The 18,014-nt window shown below is 33.6% G+C and carries 9 protein-coding genes; 4 read left to right on the top strand and 5 right to left on the bottom strand.

Annotation, left to right across the window (positions count from 1 at the left end; genetic code table 11):
- Positions 1-317 precede the first annotated feature (317 nt).
- The 3 genes from ACODSB_RS09935 to ACODSB_RS09925 all read left to right on the top strand — a co-directional run bounded on the left by ACODSB_RS09935 (position 318) and on the right by ACODSB_RS09925 (position 2,745).
- Positions 318-1,232 (top strand): AraC family transcriptional regulator, encoded by a 915-nt coding sequence (locus ACODSB_RS09935; protein ID WP_488936911.1) that lies wholly within the window; start codon positions 318-320, stop codon positions 1,230-1,232.
- A gap of 78 nt (positions 1,233-1,310) precedes the next feature.
- Positions 1,311-2,117: an inositol monophosphatase family protein gene (locus ACODSB_RS09930; protein ID WP_488936910.1), complete on the top strand. Its 807-nt coding sequence runs from the start codon at positions 1,311-1,313 to the stop codon at positions 2,115-2,117.
- Between the two features lies 1 nt (position 2,118).
- Entirely contained in the window at positions 2,119-2,745 is a 627-nt protein-coding gene (locus ACODSB_RS09925) for an NAD(P)-dependent oxidoreductase (RefSeq protein ID WP_488936909.1), read from the top strand.
- 81 nt (positions 2,746-2,826) lie between these two features.
- On the opposite strand, the gene ACODSB_RS09920 is transcribed toward ACODSB_RS09925, so the two are convergent.
- The gene (locus ACODSB_RS09920; RefSeq protein WP_488936908.1) at positions 2,827-4,107 is read right to left on the bottom strand and encodes a family 8 glycosyl hydrolase; all 1,281 of its coding nucleotides are present in this window, start codon (positions 4,105-4,107) and stop codon (positions 2,827-2,829) included.
- A gap of 389 nt (positions 4,108-4,496) precedes the next feature.
- Here ACODSB_RS09920 and ACODSB_RS09915 point away from each other — a divergent pair, with 389 nt between their 5' ends.
- Positions 4,497-5,960 (top strand): MFS transporter, encoded by a 1,464-nt coding sequence (locus tag ACODSB_RS09915; RefSeq protein WP_488936907.1) that lies wholly within the window; start codon positions 4,497-4,499, stop codon positions 5,958-5,960.
- Positions 5,961-6,543: 583 nt separating this feature from the next.
- Here ACODSB_RS09915 and ACODSB_RS09910 read toward each other — a convergent pair.
- From ACODSB_RS09910 to ACODSB_RS09895, 4 genes are all read right to left on the bottom strand, one after another.
- Positions 6,544-8,040: a RagB/SusD family nutrient uptake outer membrane protein gene (locus ACODSB_RS09910; protein ID WP_053470730.1), complete on the bottom strand. Its 1,497-nt coding sequence runs from the start codon at positions 8,038-8,040 to the stop codon at positions 6,544-6,546.
- Positions 8,041-8,048: 8 nt separating this feature from the next.
- Positions 8,049-11,057 (bottom strand): SusC/RagA family TonB-linked outer membrane protein, encoded by a 3,009-nt coding sequence (locus ACODSB_RS09905; RefSeq protein WP_488936906.1) that lies wholly within the window; start codon positions 11,055-11,057, stop codon positions 8,049-8,051.
- Between the two features lie 515 nt (positions 11,058-11,572).
- Positions 11,573-15,703: a hybrid sensor histidine kinase/response regulator gene (locus tag ACODSB_RS09900; RefSeq protein ID WP_488936905.1), complete on the bottom strand. Its 4,131-nt coding sequence runs from the start codon at positions 15,701-15,703 to the stop codon at positions 11,573-11,575.
- 106 nt (positions 15,704-15,809) lie between these two features.
- The gene (locus ACODSB_RS09895; protein WP_488936904.1) at positions 15,810-17,753 is read right to left on the bottom strand and encodes a glycoside hydrolase family 97 protein; all 1,944 of its coding nucleotides are present in this window, start codon (positions 17,751-17,753) and stop codon (positions 15,810-15,812) included.
- Between the last annotated feature and the right edge of the window lie 261 nt (positions 17,754-18,014).

Raw genomic sequence — 18,014 nt, 5'->3', positions numbered from 1 at the left:
TCTACGAACGTGTATTTCTTTTTAACTTCGCTTGTATTTCAAAGCGGGTGCAAAAGTAGTGAGTTTATCAGTATTTACAATACTTTTTATCGCTTTTTTTTAAAATATTTTAGCAACTTTTTCTTAACTCTCTGATAACATTAAGTTTGCGTGACAACTTTTTTTTAAAACCTTTAAGGTTTTTCTTATTTTTATTATTTTTCAGCAAAAAAATATTTTTAAAAACAATATGTCTGCATGTTTCGTAACAAATATTCTGTTTTTAAGCGAGACTTGTTAGCTTTTTTTATTTCGTTTAGGAATGAAATCTGAAACATTTGACCTTTTTAATCTCTATTTTTGCAAGCAGTATAAATGATACTATTATAAGCTTGAAAAATCAAAATCAAAACATTCAACAATTTGAACTCCCACCTTCTGCAAGAGCAGGAATTATTATTGTTAATATGGAGGATAAAGAGATAGAGAATCACGACATCTCTAAACCTCATCGGGATGATCATTGTCAATTAATGTTTGCCTTAAACGGAAAGTTTAAATTAAATATTGATTTTGAAATTATAGAATTTTCCGGACCTGCCTTACTTTGTATCTTTCCTGAAGAAGTACATCATATTATATCAGTAAGAGACCCGAAAGGATGGATGATTAGTTTTGATTCATCGCTGGTTAATAAAGAGGTCTTGCAGCTTTTAGAAAATAAAATTAATAATCCCTTTTTATTACAAGAAGAATCTCCCTTTTTTCAACAGCTTACAATCCTAATGGATTTAATTGAAAAAGTGCAGTCTGAAAATAAAAACAACTACATTCAAAAAAGTATTCATTATTTATTAAATACGCTTTTAAATTTAATTTCAGGGGAACTCGTTTCTAATTTACCTCTTAATAAATCCAAAGAAAGTCGCAGTATTATCATTAAGGAAGCTTTTATAAAACTAACAAAAGAACATTATAAAACATGGAAACAGCCAGCACAATATGCTTCGGCTCTTTCTATTTCGGCTGCGCATTTAAATGATACTGTAAAATCATTAACAGGAAGTCCGGTCTCGGCTCATATTCAAGAGGCATCTATAATGGAAGCCAAAAGACTGCTTTACTTTACAGACAGCAGCGTAAAAGAAATTGCTTATCAGGTTGGTTATGACGAGCCTGTTTATTTTGGAAAACTTTTTAAAAAGTTAACCAGCCTTACTCCTCTTGAATTTAGGAAAAAATTCCGTGTTTAGGACTATCCTTCCCTTCATTCAAACTACATTAAAGATCATCCTCTAATTAATTTTGCATTGTAATTAATTTATAATGATATGCAAAACGAAATCAATATCCCAATCATACTAGATGCAGTACGAAAAGTGGGAAACGTCTTTTTAAAAGACTATAAGCAAAATGCGATTCCACAAACTATGGATGAGCTTTTAAAACAATTAGAAGATATCGATACTTTGTGTCTGAGTTCTTTAAAAGAAGATTTAGCGCTACAGTATCCAAATATTCCCTGGCAAATAGGCGACGAATTTGATACTGATTCACAAAGAAATCCTTCAGGCGATGAAGAGTACTGGCTTTGCGACGCCATGGATGGTGCTATACAATATCTTCAGCATATTGCAGGATGGACAATAAATCTGGCGCTTATTCGTCATGGAAAACCTTTATTTTCTGTAATTTTTGATCCATTGGCCAATGAAATGTTTTGGGCAAAAGATGGTGAAGGCGCATTTATGAATGGCAGATTACTTGAACTTAGCAACAAGACAGATCAGTCAGTTATGCTAGCCGTTTTTGAGTATGGACATCAGGATAAATCAAATAATGATTTAAATAAAAAAATAGGTAGTACGGTTACTAATTTGATTCAGAATTTTGGAATTGTTAGAAATTACGGACCACACGGATTGCAATTGGCTTATGTTGGTGCAGGCAGAATTGATTTGTTTGTTCAGGAAGATCTCGACACTTATAACTGGATTGCAGGATTGCTTATTGCGAAAGAAGCGGGTGCCGAAATCCTAACAACAACAGGAACTCCATGGAAATGGGGAAGCGAAAGTGTACTTGTGGCACAAAAAAGTATTACTGAAAAATATCTGCAAATTAAATCAACTAACTAAAATGAATATAGCAATTATAGGAGCCGGAGCAGGAATTGGACTAGAATCTATTACACTGGCTCTTAAAAAAGGCCACATTGTAACAGCATTATCAACAAATACGGATCACATTCCAAATCATCCCAATCTTATCAAAATAAATGGCAGCGCAACATCTCTAATAGATTTAAAACATGCCATAACTGGATCTGATGCGGTACTTATAACCGTTGGAACAAAAAATAAAAAAGCAACTACCTTATTTTCTGATATTGCCAATGCATTGGTTAAGGTTACTGATGATTTAAAATTTTCTTCGCCAGTTTTGGTTATTACCGGTTTTGGAGCGGGAGAAAGTAAAAATTATTTAAGCTTTTTTATGCGAACGGTGATTTCGTTATTCCTAAAAGACCAATACATCAATAAAACAGTAATGGAAGAAATAATCACCAATAGTACTATGAAATGGGAAATCATAAGACCTGGAATGCTAACGAACGGAGATGCACAGTCAACTTATAAAACAATATCAGGACTTCAAAAAGGAATGAAAATTGGAAAGATTTCAAGAGCCGATGTTGCCCAATTCCTAATTACCGAAGCAGAAAATCCATTTAGACTTTATCAATATGTTGCGCTAACAAATTGATTATAAAAAGGAGTAACAGCACAAATACTGTTACTCTTTTTATATACAAAAGAAAGTTCGAAAGAGGATTTTGTTTAAAAACTATTTTATTTCCGGAGTTATTATTTGATATTTTCCGCTAAGATGCATTAGACTAAAAAGATACATTAGTCCGTCATAATAGGGATCAAAATAACCATCTTCATAAGGCTCCAGTTTAGCATTCCAGACCGCGTGAACAAAATCCATACTTTCTTTATCTTTATTTACCAGCGATGCCGTGGCTGCTGTTGCTACTAACCCAATTGAATGTCTGAGTTTTTTTACCGGACCTGCCTGAAGAATAAAATCAGGAGTAGAACCATCCAGATTAAACTGATCTTCATAAGTATCTAATCCTTTTGATCTCAGGAAATTTTGAAATCGCTTGGCATAATCTTCCTGCCATTTTTTATCTTTTCCATACCACGTATAATCCATTGCGATATTCATAGGAACACGCCAGGAATCATAACGGAATCCGGGCGGCATCCAGGGCGTTGGATGCGGTTCTCCATTAAATTCGGTATAATCTGAATTTAGACCTGTTAGAGGATGACAGGCTTTATGTAAAAAATTACGCGAAACATCGGCACATTCTTTATAAAACTGTTCGTGGCCGTCTTTAGCATATAATGCCCAGATTTCGTAAAATGCAGGAACATGATAAGAAGGATCTGTCCAATTGTAGCCGCCTCCTTCTGGTACAAAAGAAATCTGCTTATGTTCGGTATTTATAATATTATAGATATTCCCTGTACCGTCTTTTTTCCACATGGCATCTAATATTCTTCTGGCTTCTTTGTAATAATTTATTCCTGTATCATTGCCCCATTTATTTGAAGCAAAGAGCAGACTTGTTATATAATATAATTCCCCATCAGATGCAGAACCGGGAGAATTTTGTTTTTTGGTCTGCGGATCTACACTCCATGCAAAATAAGCTTCTCTTGGTCCGTCCTGATGCTGCATGTATTTGACAGACCAGCGCCAGAGACGATCAAAAACTTCTTTTTTATTGAGCTGAACAGCAACCATCATTCCGTAGGACATTCCTTCGGTACGGGCATCTTTATTTTTTACATCAGAAACATATCCTAACGAATCTCCTTCTTCAAAATACACTTTATTTGGCCCTTCAAAAACATCATAATAAGCTTTCGTTAATTTCTTATCAATATCAATTTGACTATAACCTACTGCTGCAAAAAGATTACGGTATTGAGGTTTATCTGCTTTGTTTTTGTTTTGACTAATGGTAAAGGCCGGAATAAAGGCAAAAACGATAATAAAAAGTCGGATTTTAATCAAATATTCATTTGTAATAATCTGATATACAGTCATATTTCCTGGGTTTATTTGTTAGTCTTTTATAATAATTTAAATATACACAAAAACAACAAATACACAACTGGTTGTGTAAAAATAATACCAATAATTAAAAGATATAAAAATCAAGTATATGTCATAATATAGAATATAAAAAACAACTGGTTGTGTTCATGATCAATCATTTAATAGATTTACTTAAAACAAACTCATGCTTCAAATATGTTAATATAGGCTTCAAAAATGATACACATTTTTTCAACTTTCAAGCTATTTTTACATTAAACATTCCATGTCAGATAGAGCAAAATGAAGTGTTATTTTTTTGACAGCAATGCACCTAAAAATTAATCTTCAATTAATATAACTGGGCATAAACCTGTAAAAGCAATCCTTAAATATTTATGAATAATACATCCCAAAAGCTTTCTATACTAGAAAAAACAGGTTACGGTTTAGGTGATTTTGCAGCGAATTTGATTTTTCAGACTTTGCTGACTTTTTTAGCTTTCTTTTACACAGATGTTTATAAAATTCCAGCCGGAACTGCAAGCGTTATTATCTTTACCGGAGGTTTTATTGGTGCTTTTTTTAATATCATTATGGGTGTTATTGCTGATCGTACTCAAACGCGATGGGGAAAGTTTAGGCCTTGGATATTATGGACGGCCTTGCCTTTTGGGATTGCTGCTGTGTTGTCTTTTTTAACTCCGGATTTTGGATTAACAGGTAAAACAACTTATGCATTACTGACTTACTTTTTTTTAGTGCTGCTTTATTCCGCAAATAACTTACCGTATGTTGCTTTAAGCGGCGTTTTAACTGGTGATATGAAAGAACGAAACAGTCTTTCCTCCTATCGCTTTGTTGCTGTTATGATAGCTCAATTTATTGTACAGTCGCTTTTATTGCCATTCGTTTTAATTTTAGGAAATGGAGATAAAGCAGTTGGTTTTAAAAACACCATGATACTATTTGCTTTTATTGGAGTAATTTGTTTTCTGATTACTTTTTTCACTACCAAAGAAAGAATCATTCCTGCAAAAAATCAGGAATCTTCTGTGAAGCAGGATTTTATTGATTTGTGTAAAAATGGACCCTGGCTGGTTATATTACTAGTTACTATTTTGGTATTTATAACTTTGTCTTTAAAGGGCGGTATGTATGTTTTTTACTTTAAATATTACTTAGATCCTGCTGCTCAGACTCTTTTTTTGAATGATATTGGTTTTACAGCTTTAATTGAAAGAGTAAATAATTCCTTAACAGCAATGGGATTTGTAAATCTTCAATGGCCAAAAGATGCTCCAACTTCTGCTTTTAGTCTTTTTAATGGCGGAGGGATTCTTTTTATGATATTCGGAATCCTGTTTTCAAAACCTCTTGCAGATTCATTCGGTAAAAGAAATATTTACATCATCTTCATTTTTTTATCTGCTGTGAGTTTACTGCTGTTTAATTTTTATAGCAGAACAGCTATTGCAATGGTTTTTTTGACCCAATTACTACATGGTTTTATCTACGGAGTAACAATTCCTTTATTGTGGGCTATGATTGCCGATGTGGCTGATTACAGCGAATGGAAAAACAACCGAAGAGCTACTGCTACTGTTTTTTCGGCTATGATTTTTGGATTAAAAATCGGAATAAGTATTGGAAGTGCTTTAGGTGCCGCTTTTTTATCAAAGTATGGTTATGTAGCCGAAGAAGTCAATCAGGTTCCGGCTGCTGTTGAAGGGATTAAACTTTCAATAAGTATTTATCCGGGCTTTATATTTATTATAAGTGCAGTTCTGTTATGCTTTTATGTAATAGATAAAGAAATGGAAATTCAAATTGAAACAGATTTGAAGGAAAGAAGAATATAGATTTTAGATTTTAGATTATGGATTGTAGATTATGAAACCTGAAACTTTTTATTTAACGCAAAGCACACAAAGATTTTTCTGCATATAAAGTTTTTATAAAAATGCAAAGTTCGCAAAGCTTTATGTTAATGGGATTGCTTGTTTTAACGCATAATTTTTTTAACGCAAAGGGCGCAAGGTTTTTTAATATACGAGGTTTTATAAAACGGCAAAGTTCGCAAAGCTTTGTGTTGTTTGGATTGTTTGTTTTAGCGCGTAATTTTTTTAACGCAAAGCACGCTAAGTTTTTTTGAAATATATTGCATTTAGAATGCACAAAGTTCGCAAAGATGTATCAACATAAAGCTTTGCGAACTTTGGTTTTATAAAAACCTAGCTTATCAAAAAAACTTAGCGTCCTTTGCGTAAAAACCTTTGCGAACTTTGCGTTAAAATATCCTCAGTTCAACCTGAAACTTGAAACTTTAGATCTGAAATCTAAAATTAATTACGCCATTGCATAAAAAAATAAACAGTGCATTACAAGTGCACTGTTTATCAAAAATACTAACTTACTTAACTCAAACTAACATAATTTAATCATTTAATATCCAGGATTATTATCGCTTGGTTTTATATTGGGATTAGAAGATGTTTCTCTGTTAGGGATTGGCCATAATTCATTTTTACCTGCCTGAAAACCAGTGTTTGCTAATTCTGTACTGGCATTTCCCCATCTCATAATATCGTCAAAACGGCTTTGTTCTCCTGCAAATTCTACTTTACGTTCATGAACAATTGCAGCGAAAACAGCTTCTTTTGTAGGCGTAATATTAGTTGTTAAACCTGCACGATCTCTAACTTGTTTTATAAAGGCTATGGCTGCTGTTTGTGAACCTCCGTCTCTTTGGTTTTCACATTCGGCTTTCATAAGCAGTACATCTGCATAACGCATAACTTTAAAGTTAATACTGGATTGTGTAGCCTCATCTTCTTTTTTATAATAGTTCTGGTATTTTTTCCAGCCTGCATTTCTAATACCTGCAGATGTATTAAAGTTTTGCGCTGTCATTGTACGTGTTCCGTTTAAATATTTAGAACCCGGCACATAAAAAGTATCTCCAAAACGTAAATCCCCTGCTTCATAGGAATTTAAAAGTGCATCTGGTGGATATACGTTGTACCAGCTTAAATTACCATATTCCTGTCCTCTCAACGTTGACTCGGCAAAACCAGTTCCGCCGCTGTTTCCTGCATCATCCCATTTGTTCCCAGTTCCGTTGTTTTCATTAAATTCAATCTCAAAAACAGATTCTTTACCATGCTCCGTTTCTTCCATGAAGTTGTTGTAAAAACTGCCTTTATCTTCAAGACTGAATCCTGTAACGTTATTAAGCGCAGCCAAAGCCAGATCGTATTTCTTTTCGTATAATAATACTTTCCCTAAATAAGCATAAGCCGCTTCTTTAGTCACTCTACCTACAACTTCTGTACCTCTAGGCAGTAAATTTTGAGAGGCAAATTCTAAATCTGCTCTGATCAAATCAAAAGCTTCTGCTTTAGGACTTCTTGCAGCGCCTGTAATAGTTCCGGTTTTATAAATGGGTACATCCCCAAAACGATTCACTAAAAGAAAATAATAATAAGCTCTTAAAAAGTGTGCTTCTCCTAAAAATTTATTCTTCTTCGCTTGTGATAAAACTGAAGTTGGTAAATCATTAATCTTACCTTCATTATCTAATACAAAATTAGCTCTGGATATTCCAAGGAAACAAGATTCCCAATAATACTGAATAATGTCATTTCCTGCATTAAACGAAAAATCCTGAAAAGGTTTTTTATTACCTTCTAACTGCGGATTTCCTGCTGCATCCTGCGCCATAAGATCCATGGCAAAAGCAAGATTTCGGGCATACAATCCTCTTGTCTGTAAATTTGCATAAGCTGCATTTACAGCAGATTCTACCTGCGCTTCGGTTTTAAAGAACGTGTCGGGAGATAATGTGTTTGGATTAGTTAATTCTAATTCCGAAGTGTCACATGAATTTATTGCGAAAACTCCCAACAATGCTGCAACTATATGTTTTATTTTTTTCATCATCTTATATATTAAAATTTAACATCAAGTCCAAAAATTACTGATTTAGGCTGTGGATATCTTCCTAAGTCGATACCCGCAGAATTTGCATTAGTATCTGCACGTGCAATTTCAGGATCTAACCCAGAATAATTTGTAATCGTAATAAGGTTTTGACCACTTATGTAGAATCTAATATTTGAAAAATGGCTGTCAAATGTTTCTCCAGATAAGGTATATCCTAAAGTGATATTTTTTAATCTAGTATAAGAACCATCTTCAATATAGCGTTGATTAGCCGAAGACCAGTTAATATCTGCTCCCTGCGCTCTAGGCAAAGTGGCCGATGGATTGGTTACAACACCATTTACAACAATTGCTCTGTCTAAAACCTCTGTACTGGCATTAAACAAACGATTCATTCCTGTTAAATCAAATTTATTGGCATTGTAAATATCATTTCCCTGAACTCCAGTTATGAAGCAGTTGAAATCAAAATTTTTATAAGCTGCCGTAAGATTTAAACCATAAGTAAAATCCGGATATGGATTTCCAATATTAGTTTTATCATTTGAATTGATTATTTTATTTCCATCACGATCCACAATACGAATATCTCCCGGTTTAATATTAGTTTGACCCGGGCCAAAAACAGCATCTACTTCTGCCTGATTTTGATAAATTCCATTTGTTTGGTAACCATAAAAGTAAAATAACGGCTGACCTACTTCTAGTCTTGAGAAGTTCTCTAAACCTGCCCTTGCTGTTGGGCCGCCTAACACACTGGTTACTCCCGGCGCTAAACTTGTTACTTCGTTTTTACTTGTTCCTAAATTAGCTACGGCAGACCATGTAAAATCTCCTTTTCTGTCATTATAGCCTAATGAAATTTCATATCCTGATACCTTTACATCCGCAATATTTTGAATTTGAGTTCCACCACCGGCAGATCCTACAGAGGCCGCTAACGGAACTGCAAAAAGAATATCACTGCTTTTATTATTAAAATATTCAAAAGATCCAGTGAATTTTTCATCAAACAAACCAAAATCTAAACCGATGTTTCTATCTTTTTTAGATTCCCATTTCAGGTCAGGATTAGAAGCAACGCCAAGAGAAACACCTGGTGCATTTCCTCCGTTAATTGGATAATTATAATCAGCAAGTAATGTCGCTGCGTATTGATAATTGTCTATTCTGTCATTTCCTGTTGTTCCTGTACTTGCTCTGAGTTTTAGTGTACTAAAAACAGAATCTGCCATAAAACTTTCTTTGGCTATATTCCATCCCACAGCAAATGAGTAGAAATTACCCCAGCGGTTATTAGCTCCAAAACGAGATGAAGCATCTCTACGCCCTGAAACAGCAAGAATATATTTATCATCGTAATCGTAATTGATACGGGCGATATATCCAATATTTTTTTCTTCAAAATTTCCTGAACTCAAACTTCCTTCATTATATCTCAGCTGATCAATTTCGTTTGAAATATAGTAACGGCTTCCTGCTGCTAAATTCTGTCCTTTTCCGTCAATTTTAGTTATAACTCCTAATACCTCAATATTATGTTTCGCCGCAATAGTAGTTTTATAAGTTAAACTATTATCAAAAACAATATTTTGACCTTGGGTATTTGTTTCATTGGTTGTTGAAAATGCTTGTTTATGATAGGAACCATCATTAAAACTAGGAATAAAGGTATGATCCTTGCTTGTAAAGTAATCTAATGAAACTTGTGATTTAAATTTCAGGCCTTTGTAAATTTCTAATTCAGCGTAGATATTTCCTATTATAGATAAATTATTAATTTTTTGATATCCTAAATTAGCTACACGAACAGGATTTTCGGCATCATTACCATCAATTGCGCTTGGGCCTTGATAGCCTCCTAAATTTGCTCCGTTATAAACCGGTAAATAAGGCGCCATTTTAATAGCATGCTCTAATAGTGTTCTTCCTCCTGAGTTACGCTCCGGATTGATTTTACTAAAAGATATTCCCATATTGCTTCCTACCTTAAGTCTGCCAATATCCTGCGTATTATTAGCTCTAAACGAATAACGTTCAAAACCAGTATTAATAACAGCTCCTTCCTGTTTCAAATATTCGGCAGAATAACGGGCCGTAGAAGTTTCTGTACCATTTGAGAAACTCAAATTATAATCCTGCATTACACCGCTTTGAAAAATTTGATCCTGCCAATTGGTATTGGTATTGCCAAATTCAGCAGCTCTTGCCGTTAAATCACTTCCTAAATCTTTAGCATACTGAAGATATTGCTGCGTATTTAAAACGTCATATCTTTTTGTAATGGTTTGAAAACCTGCGTAAGTACTAAAATTTAGCTGCCCTGGTCCTTTTTTACCTTTTTTAGTAGTAACCATAATTACTCCGTTAAAAGCTTTTGAACCGTATAAAGCTGTTGTTGAAGCATCTTTTAAAACAGACATCGATTCAATATCATTAGGGCTCAGTCCAGATAAGTTACTGGTTAAAACTCCGTCAATTACATATAAAGGAGCACTATTTCCCATTGTAGCCAAACCACGAATGGTAACCGTAGGATTAGAACCCGGAGCACCATTTACAACTGTAACACCCGCGGCTCTCCCTTGTAAAGCTGACTCTGCATTTGTAATTGGCACTGCGGCAATATCTTTTGAACCTACTGTTGAAATTGCTCCGGTTACCTTGGTTCTCTTTTGAGTTCCGTAACCTACAATAACTTCATTTAAGCTTTGTGTGGATAAAGCTAAGGTAACATCAATAGTATTTCTGGTACCTACAGTGATCGTTTGTGAAATTAGGCCAACAAACGAAAATGTAATTTTGTCTGTAGGGTTCACACCTTTTAAAGTATACTTCCCGTCAAAATCTGTAGCGGCACTGTTTTGTGAGCCTTCTACGTTAACACCGGCACCCGGTAAAGGAAACCCCGAGGGATCTGTAACTACCCCTTGTATGGTCTTTGACTGTGCCATCATATTATGACTGCTGATTATCAGCAATGTGATTATTGCATATTTCAATTTTAACATCATTTCAATTGGTTTTTTGATTAGTTTAAATAGTTATTTGGTTGTAAAGTTTTAGTTATTGTAATGCTTATTCTAAAACTTAAAAGTGGTTTTTATAGCTCTTAAATTTTAATACAAATAAGGATTAAATACATAATTTGGTTTTCAATTCATACTGTAATTTTTAAAAAGGTTAATACTTGTTTTCCTGGGTTATTTAATTTTTCTTACATCCAAAAATATAAGGTTAGCCTAAATTTTGTCTATTAAAAATGATGCAAAAACTATCAATTTTGTAGCATGAAATCTACAGAAACAGCCATATTGAAGGTTTTTGAGCGATTTATCGAATAAAACAGAAATAGGATTTTAATAATTATGTTATTCCTTTTTTAAGCATGAAATAAAAAAAGGCTTTAATTACAATTATTTCATAATTTCTAAAAATGACTTTTACTGTTTATTACTTTGATTTTTAATTATTAAAACAAAAAAAAGACGGTATAAACCGTCTTTAAGTGGAATTCAAAATCAATAAATTATTTGCTGTGCGTAGGCAGCTGCCCGTATTTTTCTTTATAACATTTTGTAAAATAAGAAGGAGAACTAAAACCCGTTTTAATACTAATTTCAGCTATATTGTCATTGCCCAGTTCTATCAATTCTTTGGCTTTTTCTAAACGAACATTTCGTATAAATTCATTTACCGAAACACCGGTTAAGGTTTTAATTTTTCGATACAACTGGCTTCTGCTTAAAAATACCTTTGATGCCAAAACCTCAACACTCAACTCATATTCATTGATATTTTCATTAATATAATTTAGCACATTTTTTATGAATTCATTATCCAGTGTGGTCGTTTTTTCTTTTGCCTTCGGAGTAATGCCGTTATAGAATTTATTAAACATAATCTGCCTGCTTTTAAGCAGCTGCACTAGACTGGACCTTAAAATATCCATGTCAAATGGTTTGCTCAAATACATATCTGCGCCTGAATCTATTCCTTCTAATTTATCTTTGACCAATGCTTTTGCAGACAGCATCATTAACGGAATATGACTGGTTTTTAAATCTGCCTTAATGTTTTTGCATAATTCTAAACCATTCATAACAGGCATTATCACATCTGTTAAAATCAAATCAGGCTGTTTTTGCAACGCTGTTTCTAAACCAATCTGACCATTTTCTGCCGTGATTACTTTATACTCTTTCTTGAGCTCATTTTTTAAATAATTCCGTAATTCTACATTATCTTCAACAATCAAAATAGTGTAAACACGATCTTTTTGTTCCTGATCATCTGGTGATTGAACGGTTTCTTTTTCGATGGTTGGTGTGAAACTTATTTTTTTCTCTTTTTTAAATTCTTCCTGCAATATTTCATTTTCATTGAAGAAATCTTTTCCAATCGGAAATATTAATTTAAAAGTGGTTCCGGCTCCCAATGCACTTTCTACTTCAATAACTCCTTTGTGCAGTTCTACAAATCCGCGAACTACTTCCAAACCTATTCCTGTGCTTCCGTAATACGCTTTATTTAAATTGTTTACCTGATAAAAACGGTCAAAAATTCGCTTAATATCTTTTTTATCCAATCCCGCACCGGTATCTTTAATAATAATCGAAAAAGAAGGATTACTGTAAGCAGGCTGTAATAATGGAAAATAAATTAACTCCTCGTCAATTACTACTTTTACTGCTATTTTTCCATTATCAGGAGTAACCTTAAAAGCATTTGAAATTACATTAAAAATAATTTTTTCAAACATTTTAGGATCTACCCAATCGTTTAATGCTTTTTTATCAGATTCAAATTGCAGCTGGATTCCGCGGCTTTGTGCTTCTTCATCAAAATAGCTTACAATTTCTTTTGTAAAACCCACTACCTCTAATTGCTGTACTTTGAGCGGCATTTTATTAAACTGAAGCTGATTAAAATCCATCAGCTCGTTGATTAATCTTGAAAGTCTGTCAGAACTTTTTTGAATTGTCTGCAGTTTATTCAAAACACCGCCTGAAAGTTCCTGCGTATTGTTCTTGAGAATATCTGCTAAAGGATTTAAAATTAAAGTAAGCGGTGTTCTAAACTCGTGGGAAATATTGGTAAAGAACTGTAGTTTTTTATCATTTAATTTTTCAATCTGAGCTGCTTTTTTCTGTTCAAATTGTATTAATTGTTTCTGTTTAAACCTATTTTGATAATATTGATTTCCGAAATAAATTGCCGCCAGCACTAACAGCGAATAAAAGAGATAAGCAAATGATGTTTTCCACCAAGGCGGTAAAATTTCAATTTTTAATTCTAATGGTTTCTGGCTCCAGGCCCCGTTTTTTTCAGATGCTTTAACTTTAAAAATATACTTTCCGGGAGCTAAGTTGGTGTAAGTTGCAGAGCTTTTACTGCCCACATAATTCCATGAATCTTCAAAACCTTCTAAGTAATAAGCAAATTCATTTTTGGCAGGGAAAGAATAATTTATACCAATAAAATCAATTGTAAAAACAGACTGATCATGTTTAAGAATTATCTTTTTTGTTTCTGATATTACTTTTATTAACGGTGAATTTTTTTCAAGGGGTCCTACTGATTTATTGAAAAGTTTCAGATCTGTAAAATAAATAGGAAGCTGCTTTTTGCTTTTGACCAAATTTTCAGGATTAAAATAGTTCAAACCTTCATAGCCTCCAAAATACAGGATTCCGTTTTCATCTTTTAGAACCGAATTGTTATTGAAATCATTTCCAAACAAACCGTCGTAAGTAGAATAATTTACTGTTGTTTTGTTTTTTAAATCCAATCTGCTGATTCCTTTTTTTCCGCTTATCCAGATTCGTCCGTCATTTGATTCTATAATGGAGGAAATTGATTTTTCTTGAAGTCCATTGAAATTTATATACCATTTTAAAGCATCGGTTTTTTTATTGTAGCTAAATAATCCTGCGCCATCAGTACCAATCCAAATTTCTTTGTTTTTCGCCTGATACAAAGTATTAATAGTGTGGATACTTTTATGGTTTTTAAGCTTTTCTGACATTTTATCGCGTAAAGAAGTCACAGAAAAAGTAACAAAATCCTTTGTGCTTACTTTGTATAAACCTGTTGTTGAACCGACCCAAACAGCATCATCTGAATCTACCATTACTTTTCTAATGTCTAAATTCACCATTCCGTTGGCATAAAATGGTTTCTGATTGCAATGATGAAAACGACCGTCTGAAGGAGTAAAATAATGTAATCCTTTTGCAAAAGTTCCTATCCATATTACGCCTCTCGAATCTTCGGCAATACTCATAATATTATCTGAGGCAAGATCAGGAGTGTTTTTTGTGTTGTAATTAATAAAGTTTCGGCTTCCTTTCTTCAAAAAAAAGATTCCCTCATTCCAGCTCGCCAGCCAGACATTTTGTTTTTTATCTATAAAAACTTTAGTAATGTTATTATTCGTTAATCCAGAATAAAATTGAGTGTCTGATTTGGTAATATGTTTAAAGTTATTGGTTTCCGGATTGTATACATCGACGCCTCCGCCTTCCATAGAAATCCACAACTGACCTTCATGATCTTTGGCAATTCCGGTAACACAATTGGTTTGGAGTGACTGCGTATTTCCGGCTAAACTTTCAATTCCTTTTACCTTATTGTTTATTCTGTCAAAAACACCTAAACCTTTGTTATAATACCCCAGCCAGATTCTTTTTTCTTTGTCTACATATAACGACCAGACAGAATTAGAACCTAAACTGCGGCTGTTAAACTTACTGTTTTCGTATTTTTTTTGAATAACACCCTGACTATTTACAATAATTAATCCATCGTTTTCTGTTGCACAAAGAATGGTTTCAGTATCTACAGCCACAATCGACATAATTCTTTTTCTGGTAATTGGAAAAGTAACAGCCTGTTTTTCTTTAGAATACAAACTGGCTTTCACCAGACCTTTGTATCCATTACCAATCCATAAGTTTTGTTTGCTGTCAAAAAACATAGAGATAATTGTCCCTGACAGTAATTCATTGTTTTGGGCAATTTTTACTTTTTTAACTTCATTTTTTAGCGGGTCAACTACTTTTAAACCAGAATTGGTTCCTAAATAAATTGTTCCTTTTTTATCCTTTACTAAACAATGAATCAAATAATTTACGGCATTTGGAGTATCGAGTTTAAGGCTTGTAATTTTCCTTGATTTCACATTTAACTTTAACAGACCATTATTAAAAGTCCCTAAAAAGATATTGCCGTTATTGTCTTCAATAATGCTTCTTACCGAAATTACAGTTTCTTTTTGGCTTGGTTTTCTAAGGTCGATATTCTCAAAAGTATCCAAATTCCTGTTGTAAAGACACAATCCTTCATCTGTTCCTGCCCACAAGCGGTTTTGCGTATCTACATAAACCGTATAAATTAAATTGCTGTTAATAGAATTGCTGCGTTTTGAGTCCTGCTCGTAACCCACATAATTTATTCCATCATATTTATATAAACCTGCTCCATTTGTTCCCATCCACATAACGCCAAATTGATCTTGTGCAATAGTATAAATACCGCTTTTTGAAGTCTCACTATCTACCAGACGAAATTGATAGTTTTCAAATGTATTTTGAGAAAACAAGCTGTTGATTATAAAAAACAAAATAGCAATGGTTCTAAAACATTTTTTTGAAGACATTATAAAATGATTATTAAATTAAAATTCAATGTATATTGTTTAATAAAACACAATTTTGAGACTATTTCTTTTTAAGATTAAAAGGCAAAAGACTGCTTGTTTTTTATTAGTTCACCAGCAGCATTCCTCCATTAAAAGGAATCTTTATTTCAACTTCCTGATTGCTTTTATATTTGATTGTTTTTACTTTTCCGTTTAATTTTTCATCATCAAAATAACAGGTTAATGATGCATTGGTACCAATCATTGGAAGTTTCAATTTTAAACTCAATGTTTCTTTTTGAGCGTTTACTCCTGCTATGTACCACTTCGTTCCTTTTCGTCGGGCCAGGATTACATATTTGCCCGGATATCCTTCTAAAAAACGAACTTCATCCCAAGTCGTGGGAACTTCTTTCATAAAATTTACGGCCCAGACCGGAGCATCATTTAAATTGTTTGGTGCCAATGCAAAATGCTGTACGCCACTTTGAAAAAGTACAGCCGTCGCTAAAGCAAATACATCTGAAGTTATTCGTTTTGATCCTTTGTTGGGCGTGTTTTCACTATTGTAAAATTTGTTTAAGGCACTTCCTCCAAAATCCATACTTGCTACTGTATTTCGAATAAAAGTATGTGTAGCGGCATTAATCGCTTCATTGTCACAGCTTGTTTGTCCAAAATGCAGGTTTTCGCTCGCTAAGACTGCTTCGCTTGAGGCATAATTGGGATACATCCGTTCCCAGCCTCTCGGTAAGGTACAGCCGTGAAAAATAACCATCAAACCAAAATCATTAGCATCTTTTAAAATATCTTCGTATAACTTCATGGTGACTTGTTTGTCTCCTCCAAAGAAATCTACTTTAATGCCTTTTACATCGATGCTTTTTAACCACGCCATTTCCTTACGACGAATAATACTATTGTCCATCATTCCTCTTGGTCCTTGCGGCGCATCGTTCCAATACCCATTTGAATTGTACCATAAGTATAAACCAACACCTTTTTCAGCACCATATCTCGACAGTTCTGCAATTTTATCTTTTCCGATTTGAGTGTACCAAAGCGCATCAACTAAAATAGTCTGATATCCCATTACTGCACTAAAATCGATATATTCTTTTTGTACCGGAAAAGTAGTGTTATCATCCATTTTCATAATCCAGCTCCATGAACCTTTGGTATATCGGTACTCTTTTGAGGCTTCGTATTTTGGTTTAACCAAATCAAAAGGGATTGTTGTTTCTACAATCGGGCCCAGAGTTTCGCCAACTGTAATAGTTCTCCACGGCGTTTCACCCACAAGCGGTATGCCTGGCGAAGTTGTTCCGTTTCCGTTATTTTCTCCCGTCATTGGAAAACCAATGCTGTATAATCCTTTTTCGTGCCCTATTAATCTGCTGGCGCAATATCCGCTGTCAACGCCTGTTTCTGATAGTAAAATCCAGCCGTTATTGTTTACTTTGAAAAGACATGGAAATGTGTAGCCTTCGCCAATTCCGTTTTTTCCCGTAGAATCATCTAATGCATATGACATTTCATAACTAGGCATCGTTCTGGCAAATCCGGTCATTGGTTTACTTTGCGGACAAAGAAATGTTGTTGTGCCTTCCGGCAGAAGAAAACCTGAAGCTTCTTCCTGTATGACGCAGGAACGACTTTCATTTTGCGGATATATCTTATATTTAAAAGCTGCATTGTTATTGCTCACCCTAAATACAATATCGATCGTTGCTTTATTTTCTTTAGTAAAAGAAAAAACAGCTTCATTCGCTTCATAATGCACATTACTGTTTTTGATATTGGGAAGCTGGTATTTTTCGTCAATTTTATTTTGAACTGGATCTGTTTTTAAAACTAATCCTGTTGTAAAATCCCCAACATTAGTTTTTAAACCAAGCGGTGACTTTTCTAAAAACGTCTTTTCATTATAAGAAAGGCTGTAAAATGGCTGACCGTTAGAAACAAAAAGAGAAACTTTAAGCTTTCCGTCGGGGCTTTTTACGACCGATTGTGCATTTAAGTTTAAAAAACTAAACAGACATAAACATATAACATATTTAAAACTCATAATTCGCTGTAGATTAATTAACCCATTGGGTGTAATACTAAATATTTTTTTTAAACACATAGAAACATAGATTTTATAGCTAAAAAAGAATACAAAAAGAAACACATTTCTTTCACATAGTCAAGCTCTGTGTATTTTAACTAAGTGAAACGCCTTTTTTAAGAAGCCAGAATCTATGTTTCTATGTGTTAAAATTAATTACACCCAACGGGTATATTAATTACTTTTTTTATTGGTAAATAAATTTGAGAGGCAATATTT

It is taken from the genome of Flavobacterium sp. FG68, assembly GCF_057808895.1.
Note: the sequence above shows the minus strand (reverse complement) of the source record. Positions and strands in the feature narration are given on the sequence as shown.